The following is a 15296-nucleotide window of genomic DNA, read 5'->3' as shown; positions in this document are numbered from 1 at the left end:
CTTCCTCGAGCGGGCTGGCCCCTTTCAGTCCCACCCGAACGGTGGATTGGACGGGGTCGTGGAACGCGGAGCGGACGATTTCGATTCGATGGAGGTTACACAATGAGTTCAGGAACTGAGAACGCGGATACGATGGACGATTCGGGATCGGACTCCGGCGGCGGACACTGTTCGACGGCGGATTCGGACGGCGAAGTCGCCGAGGAGATCGCGATCATCTCCTTCGGGCGGAAGATGGATACCGCCGAGGAGATCAAAGCCGAGATCGGCGATCGCTACGAGTCGATCGACATCATCGAGTACCACGGCGATGTCTTCGAGGAGCACTGGGGCGAGTACGACTGCTTCATCGGCCTGATGGCGTCGGGCATCGCGATGCGGAAGACGGCCCACCTGCTCGACGACAAGTGGGAGGACCCCGCGATCTGCGTCGTCGACGAGGAACTGACGTGGGCCATTCCGATCACGGGCGGCCACCACGGCGCGAATCAGGTCGCACAGGACCTCGCGACGATGGGTGCCGTGCCGGCGATGACCACCGCGAGCGAGGCCGCGGGCAAGCAGGGCGTCGAGTCCCGCGCGAAGGCGATGGACACCCACGTCGTCAACGGCGACTCGACGGTCAAGACGAACCTCGCCGTCCTCGACGAAAACCTCGGCCCCGTCGCCAGACTCGACGGGCCGAAAGCGGTCCTCGTCGGCGACGACGTGACGGTTCTCAAGCGCAACAAAGGGGACGGCGTCGTGCTCGGTACCGGCAGCGTCTCCGGTGCGAGCAAAGAGGCCTTCCTCGCAGCCTGGGAGGCGGCCCTCGAGCAGACCGACTACGACGTCGACGACGTCGAGTTCGTCGGGACTGCGACTCGGAAGGAAGACGAAGAAGGGCTGCTCGAGGCCGCACAGGAACTCGACCTCGGCGTGGTCGCCTTCGACAAGGAGACGCTACTCGAACACGAGGGGCCGACGCCCTCGAAGTCGAAGGAGCTGATCGGCTGGCCGGGCGTCTCCGAGGCTTCGGCGATCGCCGGCGGGGCCGAGCAGGAACTGGTCCTCGAAAAGATCAGCTACGAAAACGAGGTTACGGTGGCGATCGGTCGATGAGTTCGGACGCAGACGCCACCGAGATGGATGCGAACGCGGACGCCGCCGGCGGTACCCCCGACGACCACGGCACCCTCTACGTCGTCGGCATCGGCCCCGGACTGCCAGAACACATGACCAAGCGAGCCAAGGAGGTCATCGAATCCTCGGAGGTCGTCATCGCCTCGAGCCTCTATCAGGAGTTCCTTCGCGACGACGGCACCCTGCTGCCGGAGGAGGAAACCGACGAGGACGGCATTGCAATCCGCGAGGACGGCTTCGAGCAGGAAATCGTCCGCTCGACGATGGGCCGCCAGATCGAACTCGCCCGCGCGGCGTTCGACCACGTTCGGGAGGGAAAGGACGTGGCCCACGTCTCCGGCGGCGATCCGTCGGTCTACGGCAAGTCCGACCTCATCTTCAAGATGGCCGAGGAGGACGACGCGACGGATATTCCGATCGAGATCGTCCCCGGCTTGACGGCAGCACTGGGCGGGTCGGCGAACGTCGGCGCGCCGCTGTGCAACGACTTCTGTACGGTCTCGCTGTCGGACAAGTGGCGCGGCTGGGACGAGATCGAGGAGAAGCTGCGGGCGGCCGCGGTTTCGGACTTCGTGATCGTCCTCTATAACTGCTGGCGAAATTACGAGAAAGCGGTCGAGATCGTCCGCGAGGAGCGGACCGACGACGCCTACGTGGCCATCGTCAACGATGCCGGCCGCGCGGACGCCGGCCGAAACGGCGAGAGTCAGTTCATCACCACCCTCGGCGAGGCCGCCGATCACGACGACAAGGTCTCCGGGATGGGCACCTCGCTGATCATCGGCAACCACGAGACCGAAACCTGGCGCAACGACGACCGAACGTACCTCGTCACCCCGCGCGGCGGGCGTGACGTCGACGACTTCTGAATCCAACACCAGACAACCATGAGTACGGACACCAACGCGGACGCTGACGACGAATCGACTTCCAAATGCGGAGCCTCGAGCACGGAGAGCAGTGCCAGCGGGGCGAGCACCGATAGCTCGAGTAGCTGCGGTGCCTCGAGCAGTACCGACGACTCCAGCAGTTCCAAGTGCGGTGCGAGTTCGTCGAGTTCCTCCTCGTCCTCGAGTAGCTGCGGGGCCTCGAGTTCCGACGACGACAGTTCGAACGAGAAGGAGGTCGGCTCCACCGTCGACGACTTCGACGCCGACCCCGGCAAACTGAGCGCCGTCGGCCTCGGTCCCGGCCATCCGGAAGGGATGACCGACCGCGCGAAGACGGCGCTGCTCGAGGCCGAGCACATCGTCGGCTACACGACTTACATCGACCTCATTCCGGACGAGATCACCGAGGAGGCCGACGAGCTGTACGACACGCCGATGTGTGGCGAAGTGTCGCGAACGGAGGAAGCCATCGACCGCGCGCTGGCGGGCAACGACGTCGCCATCGTCGGCAGCGGCGACCCCAACGTCTACGCGCTGGGCGGGCTCGCACTCGAGATTCTCGAGTCCAAGGGCGCGACGGCGTCGATGGTCGATTTCGAGGCCGTGCCGGGCGTCCCGGCGGCCCAGTCCTGTGCGGCCCGGCTGGGTGCGCCGCTGGTCAACGACACCGTCTCGATCTCGCTGTCGGACCACCTCGTCCCGATGCCCGAGATCGAGTCGCGACTCCACTCCGCGGCCAAGGAGTCCTTTACGATCACGATCTACAACCCCTGGAGCCGCAAGCGCCGGGAGAACTTCGAGAAGGCCTGTGAGATCCTGCTGGCCCACCGCGACGAGGACACGCCCGTCGGCATCGTTCACGGTGCCGGCCGCGAGGACGAGCAGGTGATGATCACCGAACTCGGCGAACTCGAGGAGCTCGGCGAGAGCGAGATCATCGACATGACGACGACGATCGTCGTCGGCAACGAGGACACCTACGTCTGGGACGACCGGATGGTCACCCCGCGTGGCTACGAGACGAAGTACGACTACTGAGAGCACACCATGTCACGATACGAAGTCACCATCGAGAAAGACGCCTGCGACGGCATCTTCGCCTGCCTGACCCGCGATCCGCGGTTCGTCGAGGGCGAGGACGGCCTCGCGACGATCGATCCCGGCGCGGATCCGGTCTACGACTGCGAAGGCGAGGTCACCGACAACGAAGACCGGGTCGTCGCGACGTTCGACGACGACCGCATCGACGAAGCCCAGCAGGCCGCCGCGGCGTGCCCGACCGATGCGATCGTCGTCGAGGAGGTTGGCGAATGAGCGAACCCCGTAGTAAAATCGAGGTTCCGTCCGATCCGCTCGCCGGCCACGCCGCGACGGCGTACTTCTGGGGCCACGTCGCCGGGAGCGGCGACGTCTCAGACGACCGTATCGAGGTCGTCACCAACGACGAGGCGTCCGCGCAGGTGCTCGCCGCGATCGCGGGCGGCGACCTCGAGCACGACACGACCACTCGCGACTACGCCCACGACACGTCCATTACGCGAACCGAAGACGAGTACACGCTCTCGATCGGCGGTGACGGAGGCGGAAGCAGCGAGAACGGCGATTCCGGGCTGCTGGGTCGCAGCGGCGCGCTCGGACTCCCCGTCGACGGCCGCGGCAACTACCGCTTCGGCGCGTTCTCGAACTACGACCGGGAACTGCTCCGGGGACTGCTCGAGGGCTGTGGCACGATCTGCTTCAAGTCCTCGAGTGGCACCGTCGGCATCTCCTTCGTCCACGACGACGCGGACCTGCTCGAGTTCGCACAGGACCTCATCGCCGACTGTCCCGTGACGGCTCCCGTCGACGACCTCTCGGAGACGTCCTCGGGTGGCTACTGGTTCGGCGTCGACGACGACGCCGCACCCGACTTCGGCACGTGGCTCTACGAGAACTGCGAGGAGACGGGCCTGTTCGCGCCGAGTCGCCGCCGCAAACTCGAGCGGAGCCTCGAGCAGGCCGAGGCGTACGACGAGTAGCCAGCTGAACGATCGAGACATCCGATACTGATGAGCACACCCGACCAGACAATACACGCATCTACAGCCGGGTTCGACGACGAGGCCGTCCTCCTGATCGGCCACGGCTCCCGGCGCGAGAAGTCCAACGAACAGGTCCGCGAACTGGCCGCCGACCTCGAGTCGCGGCTGGGGATCCCCGTCGACGCCGCGTTCCTCGAGCTCGCGGAGCCGGCGATCGACGAGGCGTTCGCCCAGCTCGCACCCGTCACCTCGCAGGTAACGGTCGTCCACTGTTCGCTGTTCGCCGCGAGCCACGTCAAGAACGACGTGCCACTCGCCATCGAGCAGGCCCGCGTCGAGCACGACCTCGAGATCAACAACGGCGCACACCTCGGTGTCCACCCGGCGATCCTCGAGTTGCTCGACGACCGCGCCGCAGCCATCGAGCGCGAACTGGGCGTCGACCGCGAGGCCGATGAGGTCGCGGTCGTGGTCTGTGGCCGCGGCTCGAGCGACCCGGACGCCAACGGCGACGTGCACAAGCTGGCCCGCCTGCTGTTCGAGGGTCGCGAGTTCGACCGCGTCGAGGCTTCCTTTATCGGCGTCACGGAGCCGACGCTCGAAGACACCTTACACGGGCTCTCGAAGCACCGCCCCGACGCGGTCGTCGTCCTGCCGTACATGCTCGGCGACGGCGTCCTCACCCAGCGGGTTCGAGACTGGACGGCCGAATTCGACGACGAGTATCCGTACGTCGACGCGCTGGCCGGGGATCCGCTCGGGACCGACTCCCGACTGCTCGACGTCTTCGCCGACCGCTGGGAAGAGGCGCGGACCGAGAGCGTCGAGATGTCCTGTGACACGTGCAAGTACAAAGTCGACCTCGAGGGCTACGAGGAAGACGTCGGCGGCGCGCGGGCCATGCTCCGCGCGCTGGCCCACCAGGAGGCCCACGCCGACCGCGACGACATCGACGAGGAACCCGACAGCCACGACGCGCCGGAAAAGCACGTCGCGGTCTGTACCAACCAGACCTGCGCCAAGATGGGGTCGCCGGCGGTCCTCGAGCGCCTGCGCCAGGAGGTGCGGGACTCCGAGCACTGCGATGCCCGCATCACGCGGTCGTCCTGTCTGGGTCGCTGTGGCGACGGGCCGATGGTCGCGGTCTACCCCGATGGGGTCTGGTACGGCGGCGTCGAGGACGACGACGCGGAACGGATCGTCGGCGACCACCTCGATCGCGACCGTATCGTCAGCGAACTCGTCGATCAGACGCTGTAACGCCGTTCGAAACACACGCACGCGAAAATCACTATCCACCCATGAGCTGCTACGAAATCGAAGCGCTACGACTCGGATTGATGACCGTCCTCGGCGTCGGGGACGACAGCACCCGCGATCACGCGGAGAAAGAACTCGAGGGCCATCTCGACGGCCCCATCAAGGGCCTCGCGGAGGCCGACAGCCTCGCGGCGATCGAGCGCCATCTCGACGCGGCGCTGGTCGACCTCGAAGAGGAGGTCGCCGCGATGGACAGCGACGACCCCGAGTACGACTACACGCGGGGGCGGCTGCTGGCGGTCCGTGACGCCGAGCGAGCGGTCCAGCGATTGAGTGCGCAAGGCGAGAGCATCGTCGACGGGCTCGGCGACGCCCACGACACCCTCCACGAGACGTTCCCCGTAGAGGAGTAATCATGGCCGACACTGCCGATACCGAACGCGACCGGTCCCTCGAGTTCCGGTCGGTCCCGCTCGGCGAGATCGAGACGGCCCGGAGCCGCCATATGTGGACCCGATCCGCGGTCGAGGTGGCGGCGTCCGGAAATCTCGTCGTGACCGGCGAGTGGGACGGGACCGTCACCGCCCGCGATGCCGACTCGCTCGAGGTCCGGTGGACGGTCGAGCATCCGGATCACGCGGTCGGGATCGCGTCGCTGGAGGGGAGCGTGGCTGACGGAGACGAGCGCGGCGGCACGGTCGTCGTCGCCGGCCGGGGCGATACCGGGGCGATCGCGGCCTACGACGCCGCGACGGGCGATCGGCGCTGGCGGTACGACACCGCCGACGACATCGGCGAGGCGGTCAAAGACACCGTCTTCTACTTGCCCTATGTCGTCTCCCTCGAGACCGGCACCGACGCCGACGGCAACGAGCGGCTCTACGCCGCTGCGCGACGCTACGAGCGCGACGGTGAAACCCGACGGTGGCACAGCACTGTCTACGCGTTCGATCCCGACGGGTCGGTCCGGTGGACCGACGAGACCGACGCGTCGCCGATCGCGCTCGACCTCGACGACGACGGCGAGCGCCTCGCCGTGGGCTACAACCGCTGTATGGGTGATCACGACACCGGGCTCGTCGTTCTCGAGGCCGAGTCGGGCGACACCCTGTGGAACTGGGATCCCGGAACGGAAGGCGACCGCCGCGTCGGCGACGTCTCCTTCGACGGGAAGTCGATCGCCGTCTCGAGTCACGGCGACAAACGCGGCTACCTGTTGGGTCCCGGCGGTGCCGAGCGCTGGCGCGTCGACCTCGCAGTCGAGACCGAACTCGAGGACGAGACGCTGTACGCCTACCCGAACCACGCCTACGCGAACGACGGTCGTGTGGCGTTCGTGACCGGCAACACCTACGCGATCGAGAGCCGCGAGACGGAGCGTCGACATCCGCACGAACACCGGGTCGCCGCGTTCGACGCCGACGGTGCCCTCCTGTGGGACGACGAGGTTCGCGGCTTCGTCCACGGCCTCGCCGCCGACGGCGGGCGACTCGTCGCTCCCTGCGCCCAGAACTTCCGCGTTCGCGACCCGGACACCCACGCCGTCCGCTGGTTCGACCTCGAGTCCGGCGCGAGCGCCACCGAGCATCTCGACGGAATCGCGACCGCGGCCGCTGTCGAGGGCGGAACGGTCGCAGCCATCGAGGAACCCGTCGCATACCACGACGAGGGCGAGACGCGCGGCGAGTACGCAGTCTGGGTCGGCTCGCTCGAGTAGCGCCGTCGATCGGTCGGTTTCTCGGATGGGTCCACGGCGATACTGTTGACTAGTCGCATACGCAAGGCCAACCCCCACAACGCTCACGAGCGTCCGCTCTCCCGTATAATGACCGAGAGTTCTGCACGCGACGGTCGCGAGGTGCGTTCCGATCCCGGGCGGGTCGAACGCTCCTCGAGCCGTCTCGACGAAACTGAGCGGACGACGGGACCGCCATGCCGGGTGATGACCGACGGCGGACAGGCGGGGATGGAGGAGTCCGGCGACCAGCCCGAGGAAGCGGAAGCCGACGCCGAGGAAGGGGAGGCGGACACTGCCGAAAGCGAGGAGACCCAGGGAGGGGAAGACGAATCCGAAGGCGCAGTCGAAAGCGAAGACGAGGACGAAAAAGAAGAGACCGAGGAAGAAACCGGGACCACGGAAGGAGAAGACGAAACGGAAGCCGAGGAGGAGGGCGAAGAAGAAGCTGAAACGGACGGGGAGGACACCGACGACGAGGAAGAAGACGAGTACCACGTCGAAGACGCCGACGATGTCTACCAGGACGACGAAACGGCCGGCGTCCTCCACCTCGACCTCGACGGCCTCTTCCTGGATCTGCTCGGCCTCGAGGTGAACCTGAATCCGGTCACGCTCGACGTCTCGGCGCGACCCGGCGGGAACAACCTGCTCGGGAACCTGCTATCGGCAGTCACGGGACTTCTCGACGGCCCCGGCGCCCTGCTTGACAAGGTCCAGTCGCTACTGGGCAAACCAAAAGAGCTGCTCAGTTCCCTGGTTAGCAAGCCAAAAGAGCTGCTCAGCAACGTACTTGGCAAGCCCAGAGAGTGGCTCAATAGCGCACTCAGCAAGCCCGGGGAGTGGCTCAGTGGACTCGTTGGCGGTGGCGCTGGCGAACCGGCGGAGACTGACGAACCGGACGCCGAGGAAGCGGAACCAGCAGCCGACGACGAGGAAGCGGAACCGAGCGAGGGCGACGAGACGCCGGGTCGCATCTCCAGGGCGGCCAGCTGGCTCAGAGAGAAGCTGTCCGGGCTCGTTCCCAGCTTCCCGACCGAGGAGATCGTGGCGATGATCGTCAGCGAAGTAATCGAACAGCTAATCGAACGACTCGAGCCGGAGCGTGAGGAAGAGGCCGGCGGACAGGCGGAGCCGTCACAGGCGGAAGCATCATCATGAGCGACGATTCAATCACACAGCGGATCGATACCGAGAAGATCACCGAAAACGTCGACGTCGACGAACTGGTCGAGGGGACCCAGTGGGAGGACGAGATCGACGGGGACAAGCCGCTCGGGGAAGCGCTTGGCGGACAGATCGGCGCGATCCTCGGGCGAGCGATCGGCGAATCCCTCGGACGAACGATCGGGAACATGGTCGTCGACGAACTGCTCAGTTCCGGCGACGAGGAGGAAGGCGAGGAGGCCGCCGAGGAAAGCGAGGAAACGGCTGCGGAGGGTGAGGAAGCGGACGAGCCCGAGACCGAAGCGGACGACGAGAGCGGCGAAGACGAGGCCCAAGACGATTCCGAATCGGGCGAGGAAGGCGAGGCATCGGCGGACGAGGAATCGGCGGACGAGGAATCGGAGCAGGCGACCGAAGCCGAGGAGTAACACCGTGATGCAGCACACGCTCCCGCTCGACGGCCCGGCTCGAGGTGGTCGCCGTGAGTGACGGATCCGGACTGAAGGGGATGGTGGCCAACGAGGTGAGCAATCAACTCGATGTCGCCGATATGCTCGGCGACGGCCCCATCGAAGACAGCATCGACGGCGGCGAGGTCGGCGCAGCGGTCGGTCGACAGTTCGGCGAACAGTTCGGCCGCGAGGTCGGGGCGGCGGTCGGCCGAGAAGTCCACGAGACGATCGCCGAAGGCGTCGACGAGGGGAAAGGACTCGGCGAGATCAGAACCGAATTATCGGCGGCGATTCGGGACGCTCTCGGGGACTCGATCTCGGAGATCACGGGCCGCGATTCGCTCGAGTCGGTAGCCAGGAGTGTGACCGACGGCAGCAGCGTCGAGGGACTTCTCGATAGCATCGGCGGCGACGGACGTGACGAGCCTGCCGAAGACGAGTCGGAGAGCGATGCGCAGGCGGCACCCGAGGAGGACGTGTCCGAGAGCGACGCCGACGGTGAAGACGAGACGGCTGCGGCCGAGCAGGAAGCGACGGAAGCCGAGGCGTCCGACGAAGCCGAGACGCCCGACGAGCCCGAGGCGGAGCCGTCGATGGATGACCTCGAGGACCTCAGGACGGACACCCTCGAGGACTTCCTCGGGGTGATGTCCTACAGCGACTTGCAGTCGGTCGCGAAGGACGTCGGCGTGAAGGCGAACCTCAGCCGGGAGGAGATGACCGACGCAATCATCGGGGCAGTGATCGACGAGGAGAGCGACGACGACTCGGGGTCAGAAGCGGAGGCAACAGCCGAGTAGTCGACCGACACGTCTCTCCCCATCACGGATCGCGGGACCGACGCCGTGCGGTCATACCAGGAGACAACTATGAACGACTCACGACTACGGGATCGAGTGGACGAGGTATTGAACCGGGCCGCCGCGTCGAGCCACTCGGTCGTCGCCGACGACGACTCGGCTGGCGAGGACGAGTCCCCCAAAATGACCCTGCTCGAGACCGCCGAGGAAGCGAACGAGCTACTCGAGACCGCCGACCCCGCCGACCTGCTCGCGGCGGTGGGGCTGGACACGCTCGCGGACGGAACCGAACCGAAGTCGATTCCGGAGGCCATCGCACGGGGCGACCAGGAGAACCTCGAGGACCTGCAGCGGTTGCTCCACCTCGCGAAACTCGCCGACCGAGCGGACGAACGTGATCTCGAAGCGACCGCCGACGGCCTTCGGGAGACGATCGGTGACCGGGAGGAATCCGCGAGGACGGACGCGGACACGGAGGCATCCGGAGGCGACACGGCGGAGGAGACGTCCGACGACCTCGGGGATCGACTCCGATCGTCGATGCGGTCCTCGTTCGAGCAATTCGGCGACGATGTGGCGCAACTCAGAGAGCGACTCGACTCCGCGAGTGAGGGACCCGCCCGCAGCGACGCGTCGGCGGCCGACGAGACGGCTGCCGACGCCGGGTCCGGGGACGAGGGTGGTACCGAAGAAGCGGCTGACGAGGCAGAAACGGCGGACGAAGAGGAAGACGAGGGAGTTCTCGGATCGGGGCTCGGCGGCGACCGGACTCGCGGAACGTCGGGCGGTCCGAGCCGCCATTCGACGATGCCACCACCCCCGTCCGAGCGGGCGGACATGCATGGGGTCACGCGTCACTCGACGATGCCGGACAAGCACGGCTAGCGGATCGGTTCGGTCTCGAGCGAGGCTGAAGCAGCCGGAACCGCGGACAGGCCATCGCCCGCTGAAGCCTTATCCAGACCCTCGTCGGCGAGTCGTGTATGGCGAGACACATCAGCGAGACGCAGGTCCGTCACTGGCTGGACGATACGGCGATCCGGAACGTGACTTCCCACGCCGGCGAGGATACCGAGTTCAACTTCCAGGTCGAACTCTCACAGCTTCCGGTCCACGTCATCAAGGAAGACGAGTTCGGGCCGGTTCGAATCGTCGGCCAAAGCGGGTTCGACACCGAACGAGCCAGGAACCTGCTTCGCGACGATCAGCGACGCGGCGAGTTACTCGAGTACGTCGGACCGATGCTGGCGGCGACGCCGGGGTTCTACACGTTCCTCGACGAGGACGGCGCGTCCTGCCAGTTGCGCGAGGCGGAGACGGTACAGGTGGAGTATCGGATCTATCCCGACGGTGCCACCCAGCAGGCGCTGATGGACGGGATCATGGCGATCGCGACGAGTATGCGGTACGTCCAGAACGTCGTGGTCGCGGTGGCGGCGTAACCGGATATCGTTACGCGTTCGCCCGCAGTAAGTCCTCGAGAGCGATCCGTAACCACCGACGGGTTCCTCGAGCGGTACGTTTATGATACCGTATTCCATCGTTATTCCGTATATGGAATATCGAAGGCGGGAGGTTCTCGGGGCGGGTGTGGCCGGGATCGCTGCGGCCGTTTCCGGGTGTCTCGGAGGGCGGAACGCGGAGGGCGACGGGTCGATTACCGGCGAAGAACTCGCGCTCGCGACGACGACCAGTACGTACGATACGGGGCTGCTCGACGAGGTCAACGAGGCGTTTCAGGAACGGTTCGGAACGCCCGTCGCGGCCAACGCACAGGGGACGGGGAAAGCGATCGAATCCGCCCGCAACGGCAACGCGGACGTCATCCTCGTCCACGCCCGTTCACAGGAAGACGAGTTCATGCGAGATGGCTACGGCGTCAACCGACGAGATTTGATGTTCAACGACTTCGTGGTCGTCGGTCCGAGCGACGATCCCGCTGGCGTAAGCGAAACCGAAGGGGCGACCGCCGCGTTCGACGCCATCGCCAGCGCTCGGGCGACCTTTATGTCTCGCGGCGACGACTCCGGGACGCACACCAAGGAGCGCGTGATCTGGAGCGAGGCCGGCCTCGAGCCCGGCGGCGAGTGGTATCAGGAAACCGGCGACGGGATGGGAGACACGTTGACGGTCGCAAGCGAGTCGAGCGCCTACACGCTGGCCGACCGCGGAACCTATCTCTCGATGCAGGACAACGTCGACCTCGAGCTTCTGCTCCAGGGACCGATCAAGGGCGGGCCGTCGCTCCTCGCGAACCCCTACGGCATCATGGCGATCAACCCCGAGATCCACTCGAACGTCAACTACCAGCTCGCCATGGCCTACATCGGCTTCGTCACGAGCCCCGACGGGCAGGCGGTGATCGGGGAGTTCACCGCAAACGACCAACAGTTGTTCTATCCCGAAGCGCTGTCCGAGGATCCGGACTTCCAGCAGTACGTTCCCGAAGGATGGCAGTCGAACGCCGACGCGGACTGATCGGTACGAACAGAACCCATCGACACGAACCGACAACAACCAGATGCCACTCGAGCCCATCGTCGAACCCAACTATCTCCGGAGTATTATCCGGGTCTCGCTGACGGTCAGCCTGACTGCCGTCGCGCTGAGTACGCTGTTGAGCCTGCCGATCGCCTTCCTCGTTGGCTTTGCAGACTTTCGGGGGAAGCGCCTCGTCACGGCCGTCATCAACACGGGAATGGGGTTCCCCAGCGTCGTCGTCGGACTACTCGTCCTGCTGGCGATCTCGAACAACGGCCCGCTGGGATCGCTGAATCTCGTCTATACGCCCGAGGCGATGATCATCTCCCAGTGCATCCTCGCCGCGCCGGTCATCACCGGCGTCGCGCTGTCGGCCGTCGAGAGCGTCGACGACACCGTCCGGAACGCGGCCTACGGGATCGGCGGGACCCGCACGGACGTCGCCCTCATCACGCTCAAAGAGGCCCGATACGGCGTTATTACGGGTATTCTCGCCGGGTTCGGGCGCGCGGTCAGCGAGGTCGGCTCCGTCCTGATCGTCGGCGGCAACATCGCCTACGCCGACGGCACCTCGAAGACGCGAACGATCACGACCGCGATCACGTTCGAGACGAGACGGGGCGAGTTCGAGACGGCGCTGGTACTCGGTGCGGTGTTGCTCGTCCTCGTCTTGCTCGTCAACGGACTCGTCTTGCGGCTCGGAGGTCGATAATAATGAATCTCGAACTCGAGGGCGTTTCCTACGGCGTCGACGGGACCCGAATTCTGTCGGACGTCTCGCTCGCCGTCGAACCCGGCGAGGTCGTGACGATCATCGGCCCCTCGGGGGCCGGCAAGACCACCCTGTTGCGGCTGGCGTCGCTATTCGAACGGCCAACCGACGGCGCGGTCCGGAGCGATAGGACGGACCCGTGGTCGCTCCCGCGAGACGAGCGACTCACACTCCGCCGGCGGATCGGGGTCGTCTTCCAGCAGGCGAGCCTGTTCGCGACCTCGGTGGCGCGCAACGTCGATGCCGGCAGGCGGGTTCGTCGGCCGTGGTCCAGCCGGATCCGTGACTTCGCCGAGCGGCTCGCGAGTCGCTGGATCCACGGGTCGCCGACGGTCGACGACCGAACGCTCGAGGCCCTCGAACTCGTCGGGCTCCGGGAGGAGTGGGATCGGGCGGCGAGTTCGCTGTCGGGCGGAGAGGCCCAGCGGGTGTCCTTCGCTCGCGCGCTCGCCCCGCGACCCGATCTGCTCGTCCTCGACGAGCCGACCTCGGATCTCGACCCGCGGAACACGGCCATTCTCGAGCGCGCGATCGAGCGGGTCCGCGACCACGATCACGGCGTCTTGCTCGCGACCCACGACATGCACCAGGCCGAGCGGATTTCCGATCGCGTTGCGTTCTTGCTCGAGGGCGAACTGATCGAGGTCGGCCCGCCCGAGCGGGTCTTCGATACCCCTCGCGACGAACGAACCGCACGCTTCGTTCGCGGTGATCTCCTGTACGATGAAAACGAACTTCTCGCCTGAGCGCGAACGGGGACTCGAGCGGCGTCGATCACTGGCCCCGATTCGGCTGGGAGTGCCGTGAGTACCGATGATCATGGAAAAGGAGTTCGACCCCTATCTGCGGATCGACGACGTGACCGTCGACCGCAGCGACGTCGAGATGCTGCATGCGATCGACGACTGTGGCTCGCTGTCGGGTGCCGCCGACGCCCTCGAGCGGTCCTATCCCCGGCTCCAGCAGCGGGTGGTCGCGCTCGAGGAAGCGATCGGGCCGCTGGTCGAACGAACGCGCGGCGGCGCCGACGGCGGCGGCAGTTCCCTGACGGGAACGGCCAAGGATCTCCTGTCGCGATTCGACCGGCTGGTCGCGGCCTACGAGGGCGTCGCCCGCGTCGACGAGACGGTGCTCACGGGCCCGGTCGTCGACCGCGATGGCGAACTGGCGACCGTCGAGACCGACGTCGGAGCGATTCTGGCGGTCGTTCCGGCCGATACCGTGACTGCGGCCGTGACGATTCGGTCCGACGCCGTCAGTCTCCACGCGCCGAGCGACGTCCCGCGTGCCGAGGGAACGAGCGTTCGCAACCGCTTTTCGGGGACCGTCTCGTGGCTCGAGGCCGGCGACGCAGTCGCGCGGGTGGGAATCGAACTCGAGGCGGACGTGGACGACGACGGAGGCACCGAACTCGTCGCCCTGGTCACCCGGCGCAGCGTCGACGCCCTGGGGCTCGAGCCCGGCCGATCGATCGTCGCCTCGGTGAAGGCAACGGCGGCACGTGGCGTCGGCGTGACGGAGTAGCCGGCAGATCCTGTCGAGGTCCAACACGGGTTTACCGCTGGAACGCCTACGAAATCCGCATGAAAGGGAGTATCCTGGACACTATCGGCTCGCCGCTCGTCCAGGTCGACTCGCCGGAGGGCGTGACGGTCGCCGCGAAGATCGAATCGTTCAACCCCGGCGGCTCGGCGAAGGACCGACCGGCCCGCGAGATGATACGAGCGGCCGAGCGCGACGGACTGATCGAGCCCGGCGACTGGCTGGTGGAACCGACCAGCGGGAACACCGGCATCGGGCTCGCACTCGTCGCTGCCGCCCGCGACTACGATCTGACGATCGTCATGCCGGGCTCGAAATCCAAGGAGCGCCAACAGATCATGGCCGCATACGGGGCCGACCTCGAGCTGGTCGACGGCGACATGACGGACGCTCGCGCTCGCGCCGACGAACTCGAGGCAGCGGGCGCGGTTCAGCTCGGCCAGTTCGAGAACCCCGCGAACCCGGAGGCCCACTACCGGACGACCGGGCCGGAGATCCTCGAGCAGGTCGGCGACCGCGAGATCGACGCCTTCGTCGCCGGCGTCGGGACCGGCGGCACGATCTCGGGGATCGGGCGCCGCCTCCGCGAGGAGTTTCCCGACGTCGAGATCGTCGCCGTCGAACCGGCCAGAAACGCCGTTCTCTCGACCGGCGAGGCCGGCACGGACGAGTTCCAGGGCATGGGACCCGGCTTCGTCAGCGACAACCTCGATCTCGACCTGCTCGACCGCGTCGAGACCGTGACGCTCGAGGACGCCGAGGAGGAGTGTCGTCGCCTCGCACGCGAGGAGGGAGTCCTCGTCGGCCAGTCCAGCGGTGCGACGAGTCTCGTCTCCCAGCGGATCGCACGGGAGATCGCAGCACCCGACCTCGAGTGTCCGGAAATACCGACGGCGTTCGACGAGGGAACGGAACCGCCATCGCCCGAAACCGACGGGGGAGCGACGGCCGACGACTGCCCGCTGGTCGTCACCGTCTTCTGGGACAGCGGCGAGCGCTACCTCTCGACCGGTCTCTTCGACTGAGACGGTCTGCTGTCCCGATTTCCCGGCGC

18 protein-coding genes are annotated in these 15296 nt (G+C 66.6%); all 18 read left to right on the top strand.

Going from position 1 to position 15296, the window contains the following annotated elements; translation table 11 throughout:
• Positions 1-102 precede the first annotated feature (102 nt).
• Positions 103-1101 (top strand): cobalt-precorrin 5A hydrolase, encoded by a 999-nt coding sequence (gene cbiG, locus CP557_RS09080; protein ID WP_097379595.1) that lies wholly within the window; start codon positions 103-105, stop codon positions 1099-1101.
• Complete coding sequence (locus CP557_RS09075) at positions 1098-1991, top strand: precorrin-3B C(17)-methyltransferase (protein WP_097379594.1); 894 nt, start codon at positions 1098-1100, stop codon at positions 1989-1991. The genes cbiG and CP557_RS09075 overlap by 4 nt, the downstream gene beginning before the upstream one ends.
• Positions 1992-2009: 18 nt before the next feature.
• Positions 2010-3050: a precorrin-3B C(17)-methyltransferase gene (gene cobJ / locus CP557_RS09070; protein WP_097379593.1), complete on the top strand. Its 1041-nt coding sequence runs from the start codon at positions 2010-2012 to the stop codon at positions 3048-3050.
• A 9-nt stretch (positions 3051-3059) separates the two neighbouring features.
• Positions 3060-3326, top strand: coding sequence for a ferredoxin (locus CP557_RS09065; RefSeq protein ID WP_097379592.1), 267 nt, complete (start codon positions 3060-3062; stop codon positions 3324-3326).
• Positions 3323-4030, top strand: coding sequence for a cobalamin biosynthesis protein (locus CP557_RS09060; RefSeq protein ID WP_097379591.1), 708 nt, complete (start codon positions 3323-3325; stop codon positions 4028-4030). Before CP557_RS09065 ends, CP557_RS09060 begins: the two co-directional genes overlap by 4 nt.
• Before the next feature lie 30 nt (positions 4031-4060).
• Positions 4061-5293: a CbiX/SirB N-terminal domain-containing protein gene (locus CP557_RS09055; RefSeq protein WP_097379590.1), complete on the top strand. Its 1233-nt coding sequence runs from the start codon at positions 4061-4063 to the stop codon at positions 5291-5293.
• Positions 5294-5334: 41 nt separating this feature from the next.
• The gene (locus tag CP557_RS09050) at positions 5335-5706 is read left to right on the top strand and encodes a DUF3209 family protein (protein ID WP_097379589.1); all 372 of its coding nucleotides are present in this window, start codon (positions 5335-5337) and stop codon (positions 5704-5706) included.
• A 2-nt stretch (positions 5707-5708) separates the two neighbouring features.
• Positions 5709-7010: an outer membrane protein assembly factor BamB family protein gene (locus tag CP557_RS09045; protein WP_097379588.1), complete on the top strand. Its 1302-nt coding sequence runs from the start codon at positions 5709-5711 to the stop codon at positions 7008-7010.
• Positions 7011-7118: 108 nt separating this feature from the next.
• The gene (locus CP557_RS09040; protein ID WP_097379587.1) at positions 7119-8189 is read left to right on the top strand and encodes a hypothetical protein; all 1071 of its coding nucleotides are present in this window, start codon (positions 7119-7121) and stop codon (positions 8187-8189) included.
• The gene (locus CP557_RS09035; protein WP_097379586.1) at positions 8186-8623 is read left to right on the top strand and encodes a hypothetical protein; all 438 of its coding nucleotides are present in this window, start codon (positions 8186-8188) and stop codon (positions 8621-8623) included. Before CP557_RS09040 ends, CP557_RS09035 begins: the two co-directional genes overlap by 4 nt.
• Positions 8624-8667: 44 nt before the next feature.
• Positions 8668-9447: a hypothetical protein gene (locus CP557_RS09030; protein WP_097379585.1), complete on the top strand. Its 780-nt coding sequence runs from the start codon at positions 8668-8670 to the stop codon at positions 9445-9447.
• A gap of 69 nt (positions 9448-9516) precedes the next feature.
• Positions 9517-10332, top strand: coding sequence for a hypothetical protein (locus CP557_RS09025; protein WP_211290194.1), 816 nt, complete (start codon positions 9517-9519; stop codon positions 10330-10332).
• Positions 10333-10430: 98 nt separating this feature from the next.
• On the top strand, positions 10431-10889 hold the full coding sequence (locus tag CP557_RS09020) for a hypothetical protein (protein ID WP_097379583.1): 459 nt from the start codon (positions 10431-10433) through the stop codon (positions 10887-10889).
• 112 nt (positions 10890-11001) lie between these two features.
• Positions 11002-11925, top strand: coding sequence for a substrate-binding domain-containing protein (locus CP557_RS09015; protein ID WP_097379582.1), 924 nt, complete (start codon positions 11002-11004; stop codon positions 11923-11925).
• A gap of 43 nt (positions 11926-11968) precedes the next feature.
• Positions 11969-12640 carry an ABC transporter permease gene (locus CP557_RS09010; protein ID WP_097379581.1) on the top strand — a complete coding sequence of 224 codons (672 nt, stop codon included), beginning with the start codon at positions 11969-11971 and terminating at the stop codon, positions 12638-12640.
• A 2-nt stretch (positions 12641-12642) separates the two neighbouring features.
• The gene (locus CP557_RS09005; protein ID WP_097379580.1) at positions 12643-13446 is read left to right on the top strand and encodes an ABC transporter ATP-binding protein; all 804 of its coding nucleotides are present in this window, start codon (positions 12643-12645) and stop codon (positions 13444-13446) included.
• 73 nt (positions 13447-13519) lie between these two features.
• Entirely contained in the window at positions 13520-14224 is a 705-nt protein-coding gene (locus tag CP557_RS09000; RefSeq protein WP_097381595.1) for a TOBE domain-containing protein, read from the top strand.
• A gap of 59 nt (positions 14225-14283) precedes the next feature.
• Positions 14284-15267, top strand: a complete 984-nt coding sequence (locus tag CP557_RS08995; RefSeq protein ID WP_097379579.1) for a PLP-dependent cysteine synthase family protein — start codon at positions 14284-14286, stop codon at positions 15265-15267.
• The last annotated feature ends 29 nt before the right edge of the window (positions 15268-15296 follow it).

The sequence above is a fragment of the Natrinema ejinorense genome, assembly GCF_002494345.1.
In the GTDB taxonomy this organism is placed as follows: Archaea; Halobacteriota; Halobacteria; order Halobacteriales; family Natrialbaceae; genus Natrinema; species Natrinema longum.
Note: the sequence above shows the minus strand (reverse complement) of the source record. Positions and strands in the feature narration are given on the sequence as shown.

Coding starts and splice junctions, on each gene's coding strand:
- cbiG (WP_097379595.1), top strand. CDS start 103: ATGAGTTCAGGAACTGAGAACGCGGATACGATGGACGATTCGGGATCG.
- CP557_RS09075 (WP_097379594.1), top strand. CDS start 1,098: ATGAGTTCGGACGCAGACGCCACCGAGATGGATGCGAACGCGGACGCC.
- cobJ (WP_097379593.1), top strand. CDS start 2,010: ATGAGTACGGACACCAACGCGGACGCTGACGACGAATCGACTTCCAAA.
- CP557_RS09065 (WP_097379592.1), top strand. CDS start 3,060: ATGTCACGATACGAAGTCACCATCGAGAAAGACGCCTGCGACGGCATC.
- CP557_RS09060 (WP_097379591.1), top strand. CDS start 3,323: ATGAGCGAACCCCGTAGTAAAATCGAGGTTCCGTCCGATCCGCTCGCC.
- CP557_RS09055 (WP_097379590.1), top strand. CDS start 4,061: ATGAGCACACCCGACCAGACAATACACGCATCTACAGCCGGGTTCGAC.
- CP557_RS09050 (WP_097379589.1), top strand. CDS start 5,335: ATGAGCTGCTACGAAATCGAAGCGCTACGACTCGGATTGATGACCGTC.
- CP557_RS09045 (WP_097379588.1), top strand. CDS start 5,709: ATGGCCGACACTGCCGATACCGAACGCGACCGGTCCCTCGAGTTCCGG.
- CP557_RS09040 (WP_097379587.1), top strand. CDS start 7,119: ATGACCGAGAGTTCTGCACGCGACGGTCGCGAGGTGCGTTCCGATCCC.
- CP557_RS09035 (WP_097379586.1), top strand. CDS start 8,186: ATGAGCGACGATTCAATCACACAGCGGATCGATACCGAGAAGATCACC.
- CP557_RS09025 (WP_211290194.1), top strand. CDS start 9,517: ATGAACGACTCACGACTACGGGATCGAGTGGACGAGGTATTGAACCGG.
- CP557_RS09020 (WP_097379583.1), top strand. CDS start 10,431: ATGGCGAGACACATCAGCGAGACGCAGGTCCGTCACTGGCTGGACGAT.
- CP557_RS09015 (WP_097379582.1), top strand. CDS start 11,002: ATGGAATATCGAAGGCGGGAGGTTCTCGGGGCGGGTGTGGCCGGGATC.
- CP557_RS09010 (WP_097379581.1), top strand. CDS start 11,969: ATGCCACTCGAGCCCATCGTCGAACCCAACTATCTCCGGAGTATTATC.
- CP557_RS09005 (WP_097379580.1), top strand. CDS start 12,643: ATGAATCTCGAACTCGAGGGCGTTTCCTACGGCGTCGACGGGACCCGA.
- CP557_RS09000 (WP_097381595.1), top strand. CDS start 13,520: ATGGAAAAGGAGTTCGACCCCTATCTGCGGATCGACGACGTGACCGTC.
- CP557_RS08995 (WP_097379579.1), top strand. CDS start 14,284: ATGAAAGGGAGTATCCTGGACACTATCGGCTCGCCGCTCGTCCAGGTC.